Raw genomic sequence first — 5,683 nt, forward strand, 5'->3', positions numbered from 1 at the left:
GCAGCTTATGTATCGCCTGACATATAGCCTTCCCGAATGAATTCGGTCCTACCCGGTAGCGAGGCGGTGTGCCAGGTTCAACGCGTGGTCGTCCGTCACGGGCAAGCGCGCTCCTACGGCTAATCCTTTTTCTTCGCGCACAAACAAAACCCCTGAACGCGTAAGCGATCAGGGGTTCTGGAATTTAATCTTGACGATGACCTACTCTCACATGGGGAAACCCCACACTACCATCGGCGATACATCGTTTCACTACTGAGTTCGGGATGGGATCAGGTGGTTCCAATGCTCTATGGTCGTCAAGAAATTCGGTTGCCGGTGCGTTGGCCCTTGCGGGTTACGTGCCAGCGAATGGGTATGTGATAGCTCGGTAATGTGCGAACAAACTCTCGGTTCGTGTCGTCTTCACAGTCACCGCAATCTGGCCCTGCCTTCATTTATCAAGGCATGTCGCAAATTGCTTGGGTGTTATATGGTCAAGCCTCACGGGCAATTAGTATGGGTTAGCTCAACGCCTCACAGCGCTTACACACCCCACCTATCAACGTCGTAGTCTTCGACGGCCCTTCAGGGAACTCAAGGTTCCAGTGAGATCTCATCTTGAGGCAAGTTTCCCGCTTAGATGCTTTCAGCGGTTATCTTTTCCGAACATAGCTACCCGGCAATGCCACTGGCGTGACAACCGGAACACCAGAGGTTCGTCCACTCCGGTCCTCTCGTACTAGGAGCAGCCCCTCTCAAATCTCAAACGTCCACGGCAGATAGGGACCGAACTGTCTCACGACGTTCTAAACCCAGCTCGCGTACCACTTTAAATGGCGAACAGCCATACCCTTGGGACCGGCTTCAGCCCCAGGATGTGATGAGCCGACATCGAGGTGCCAAACACCGCCGTCGATATGAACTCTTGGGCGGTATCAGCCTGTTATCCCCGGAGTACCTTTTATCCGTTGAGCGATGGCCCTTCCATACAGAACCACCGGATCACTAAGACCTACTTTCGTACCTGCTCGACGTGTCTGTCTCGCAGTCAAGCGCGCTTTTGCCTTTATACTCTACGACCGATTTCCGACCGGTCTGAGCGCACCTTCGTACTCCTCCGTTACTCTTTAGGAGGAGACCGCCCCAGTCAAACTACCCACCATACACTGTCCTCGATCCGGATAACGGACCTGAGTTAGAACCTCAAAGTTGCCAGGGTGGTATTTCAAGGTTGGCTCCACGCAGACTGGCGTCCACGCTTCAAAGCCTCCCACCTATCCTACACAAGCAAATTCAAAGTCCAGTGCAAAGCTATAGTAAAGGTTCACGGGGTCTTTCCGTCTAGCCGCGGATACACTGCATCTTCACAGCGATTTCAATTTCACTGAGTCTCGGGTGGAGACAGCGCCGCCATCGTTACGCCATTCGTGCAGGTCGGAACTTACCCGACAAGGAATTTCGCTACCTTAGGACCGTTATAGTTACGGCCGCCGTTTACCGGGGCTTCGATCAAGAGCTTCGCGTTAGCTAACCCCATCAATTAACCTTCCGGCACCGGGCAGGCGTCACACCCTATACGTCCACTTTCGTGTTTGCAGAGTGCTGTGTTTTTAATAAACAGTCGCAGCGGCCTGGTATCTTCGACCGGCAGGGGCTTACGCAGTAAATGCTTCACCTCCACCGGCGCACCTTCTCCCGAAGTTACGGTGCCATTTTGCCTAGTTCCTTCACCCGAGTTCTCTCAAGCGCCTTGGTATTCTCTACCCAACCACCTGTGTCGGTTTGGGGTACGGTTCCTGGTTACCTGAAGCTTAGAAGCTTTTCTTGGAAGCATGGCATCAACCACTTCGTGTTCTAAAAGAACACTCGTCATCAGCTCTCGGCCTTAAGATCCCGGATTTACCTAAGATCTCAGCCTACCACCTTAAACTTGGACAACCAACGCCAAGCTGGCCTAGCCTTCTCCGTCCCTCCATCGCAATAACCAGAAGTACAGGAATATTAACCTGTTTTCCATCGACTACGCTTTTCAGCCTCGCCTTAGGGACCGACTAACCCTGCGTCGATTAACGTTGCGCAGGAAACCTTGGTCTTTCGGCGTGGGAGTTTTTCACACCCATTGTCGTTACTCATGTCAGCATTCGCACTTCTGATACCTCCAGCAAGCTTCTCAACTCACCTTCACAGGCTTACAGAACGCTCCTCTACCGCATCATCCTAAGATGATACCCGTAGCTTCGGTACCTGGTTTGAGCCCCGTTACATCTTCCGCGCAGGCCGACTCGACTAGTGAGCTATTACGCTTTCTTTAAAGGGTGGCTGCTTCTAAGCCAACCTCCTAGCTGTCTAAGCCTTCCCACATCGTTTCCCACTTAACCAGGATTTTGGGACCTTAGCTGACGGTCTGGGTTGTTTCCCTTTTCACGACGGACGTTAGCACCCGCCGTGTGTCTCCCATGCTCGGCACTTGTAGGTATTCGGAGTTTGCATCGGTTTGGTAAGTCGGGATGACCCCCTAGCCGAAACAGTGCTCTACCCCCTACAGTGATACATGAGGCGCTACCTAAATAGCTTTCGAGGAGAACCAGCTATCTCCGAGCTTGATTAGCCTTTCACTCCGATCCACAGGTCATCCGCTAACTTTTCAACGGTAGTCGGTTCGGTCCTCCAGTTAGTGTTACCCAACCTTCAACCTGCCCATGGATAGATCGCCCGGTTTCGGGTCTATTCCCAGCGACTAGACGCCCTATTAAGACTCGCTTTCGCTACGCCTCCCCTATTCGGTTAAGCTCGCCACTGAAAATAAGTCGCTGACCCATTATACAAAAGGTACGCAGTCACCCAACAAAGTGGGCTCCCACTGCTTGTACGCATACGGTTTCAGGATCTATTTCACTCCCCTCTCCGGGGTTCTTTTCGCCTTTCCCTCACGGTACTAGTTCACTATCGGTCAGTCAGTAGTATTTAGCCTTGGAGGATGGTCCCCCCATGTTCAGACAAGGTTTCTCGTGCCCCGTCCTACTCGATTTCATGACAAGGAGATTTTCGCGTACAGGGCTATCACCCACTATGGCCGCACTTTCCAGAGCGTTCCGCTAATCTCCAAGCCACTTAAGGGCTGGTCCCCGTTCGCTCGCCACTACTAAGGGAATCTCGGTTGATTTCTTTTCCTCAGGGTACTTAGATGTTTCAGTTCCCCTGGTTCGCTCCATACACCTATGTATTCAGTGTAAGGTAACTGTCTTATGACAGCTGGGTTCCCCCATTCAGACATCTCCGGATCACAGTCTGTTTGCCGACTCCCCGAAGCTTTTCGCAGGCTACCACGTCTTTCATCGCCTCTGACTGCCAAGGCATCCACCGTATGCGCTTCTTCACTTGACCATATAACCCCAAGCAATCTGGTTATACTGTGAAGACGACATTCGCCGAAAGTTTGTTCTCACAAACTTTACCTTAGCCTGGACACACACCAGTGAAAGAGGTGCCCAGTCTATATTTCTATCACATACCCAAATTTTTAAAGAACGATCTAATCAAAGACTAGAAATCAACACTCACCATCAAATGGAGTGCTCATTTCTAAGCTTTCAAACAGAAGCAGTAAGTGGTGGAGCCAAGCGGGATCGAACCGCTGACCTCCTGCGTGCAAGGCAGGCGCTCTCCCAGCTGAGCTATGGCCCCGTATTTCTACAGGCGTTTCCCACACAAAATTGGTGGGTCTGGGCAGATTCGAACTGCCGACCTCACCCTTATCAGGGGTGCGCTCTAACCAACTGAGCTACAGACCCAATTTCGAGCTTGTAGCCGCTAGCGTGAGCTATCAGCTTGGAGCTTAAAGCTGCTTCTAATCGTCTTCTTCAATGAATCAAGCAATTCGTGTGGGAACTTGTGCTGCAGCTGAGTCGTCGATTAAGGAGGTGATCCAGCCGCAGGTTCCCCTACGGCTACCTTGTTACGACTTCACCCCAGTCATGAATCACACCGTGGTAACCGTCCCCCCGAAGGTTAGACTAGCTACTTCTGGTGCAACCCACTCCCATGGTGTGACGGGCGGTGTGTACAAGGCCCGGGAACGTATTCACCGCGACATTCTGATTCGCGATTACTAGCGATTCCGACTTCACGCAGTCGAGTTGCAGACTGCGATCCGGACTACGATCGGTTTTATGGGATTAGCTCCACCTCGCGGCTTGGCAACCCTCTGTACCGACCATTGTAGCACGTGTGTAGCCCAGGCCGTAAGGGCCATGATGACTTGACGTCATCCCCACCTTCCTCCGGTTTGTCACCGGCAGTCTCCTTAGAGTGCCCACCATAACGTGCTGGTAACTAAGGACAAGGGTTGCGCTCGTTACGGGACTTAACCCAACATCTCACGACACGAGCTGACGACAGCCATGCAGCACCTGTCTCAATGTTCCCGAAGGCACCAAAGTTCATTGGATGTCAAGGCCTGGTAAGGTTCTTCGCGTTGCTTCGAATTAAACCACATGCTCCACCGCTTGTGCGGGCCCCCGTCAATTCATTTGAGTTTTAACCTTGCGGCCGTACTCCCCAGGCGGTCAACTTAATGCGTTAGCTGCGCCACTAAGAGCTCAAGGCTCCCAACGGCTAGTTGACATCGTTTACGGCGTGGACTACCAGGGTATCTAATCCTGTTTGCTCCCCACGCTTTCGCACCTCAGTGTCAGTATCAGTCCAGGTGGTCGCCTTCGCCACTGGTGTTCCTTCCTATATCTACGCATTTCACCGCTACACAGGAAATTCCACCACCCTCTACCATACTCTAGCTTGCCAGTTTTGGATGCAGTTCCCAGGTTGAGCCCGGGGATTTCACATTCAACTTAACAAACCACCTACGCGCGCTTTACGCCCAGTAATTCCGATTAACGCTTGCACCCTCTGTATTACCGCGGCTGCTGGCACAGAGTTAGCCGGTGCTTATTCTGTCGGTAACGTCAAAACACTTACGTATTAGGTAAATGCCCTTCCTCCCAACTTAAAGTGCTTTACAATCCGAAGACCTTCTTCACACACGCGGCATGGCTGGATCAGGCTTTCGCCCATTGTCCAATATTCCCCACTGCTGCCTCCCGTAGGAGTCTGGACCGTGTCTCAGTTCCAGTGTGACTGATCATCCTCTCAGACCAGTTACGGATCGTCGCCTTGGTGAGCCATTACCTCACCAACTAGCTAATCCGACCTAGGCTCATCTGATAGCGCAAGGCCCGAAGGTCCCCTGCTTTCTCCCGTAGGACGTATGCGGTATTAGCGTCCGTTTCCGAGCGTTATCCCCCACTACCAGGCAGATTCCTAGGCATTACTCACCCGTCCGCCGCTCGCCACCAGGTACAAGTACCCGTGCTGCCGCTCGACTTGCATGTGTTAGGCCTGCCGCCAGCGTTCAATCTGAGCCATGATCAAACTCTTCAGTTCAAACATCTTTGGGTTTTGAGAAAACCCTAAACTTGGCTCAGCAATCGTTGGTTATTTCTTTGATTTCTCGCGGAGTAACTTACGATGCTGATAATCTGTTGACTTCAGTCTGACAGCGCAAGCACCCACACGAATTGCTTGATTCAATTGTTAAAGAGCGGTTGGTTAAGATCTTTCGTCTCAACCGAGGCGCGCATTCTACAGCAGCCTCTGTATCTGTCAAGCGGTTATTTTAAGAAGTTTTCAAAGTTTCCTTATCAAC

General features: G+C 51.9%; 2 tRNA genes and 3 rRNA genes. All 5 read right to left on the bottom strand.

Annotation, left to right across the window (positions count from 1 at the left end):
• Positions 1-188 precede the first annotated feature (188 nt).
• Positions 189-304, bottom strand: a 5S ribosomal RNA gene (rrf, locus tag AO242_RS21880).
• Between the two features lie 168 nt (positions 305-472).
• A 23S ribosomal RNA gene (locus tag AO242_RS21885) occupies positions 473-3,366 on the bottom strand.
• 224 nt (positions 3,367-3,590) lie between these two features.
• A tRNA-Ala gene (locus AO242_RS21890) sits at positions 3,591-3,666 on the bottom strand.
• A 30-nt stretch (positions 3,667-3,696) separates the two neighbouring features.
• A tRNA-Ile gene (locus AO242_RS21895) sits at positions 3,697-3,773 on the bottom strand.
• A 122-nt stretch (positions 3,774-3,895) separates the two neighbouring features.
• A 16S ribosomal RNA gene (locus AO242_RS21900) occupies positions 3,896-5,421 on the bottom strand.
• The 16S, 23S and 5S rRNA genes sit together here with 2 tRNA genes alongside, the layout of an rRNA operon.
• Positions 5,422-5,683: the final 262 nt, after the last annotated feature.

Source organism: Pseudomonas sp. ICMP 561 (genome assembly GCF_002699985.1).
GTDB classification, from domain to species: Bacteria; Pseudomonadota; Gammaproteobacteria; order Pseudomonadales; family Pseudomonadaceae; genus Aquipseudomonas; species Aquipseudomonas quasicaspiana.